Source organism: Micrococcus sp. GbtcB5 (assembly GCF_019091605.1).
Classification (GTDB): Bacteria; Actinomycetota; Actinomycetes; order Actinomycetales; family Micrococcaceae; genus Micrococcus; species Micrococcus luteus.
Genome location: NZ_JAGXJK010000360.1, coordinates 1 through 244 on the forward strand (window position 1 = coordinate 1; position 244 = coordinate 244).

The 244-nt window shown below is 80.7% G+C and carries 1 pseudogene; it reads right to left on the reverse strand.

Annotated features, from left to right (window positions below):
• A pseudogene (locus KVS67_RS12700) lies at positions 1-244 on the reverse strand (NADPH-dependent 2,4-dienoyl-CoA reductase); the annotation flags it as partial.

Genomic DNA, 244 nt, shown 5'->3' on the forward strand with positions numbered 1-244 from the left:
GCGGGACATCAGGACGTCCGCCCCGGCCGCCTCGAAGGCCCGGGCGAGGCCCGGGATCTCCGCGCGCGTCTGCCCGTCGGGGACCAGGTCCGCCGCCGAGGAGCGCACCGAGAGCACGCCGCGCTCCCCCAGCGCCTCGCGCACGGCCGTGACCACCGCCGCCGGGGAACCGCGTCGGGGCTCGGCGTCGCCCCCGTTCTCGTCCGCGCGTCGGGTCCGCCCCGGGGCGCAGGACCGGGTGAGG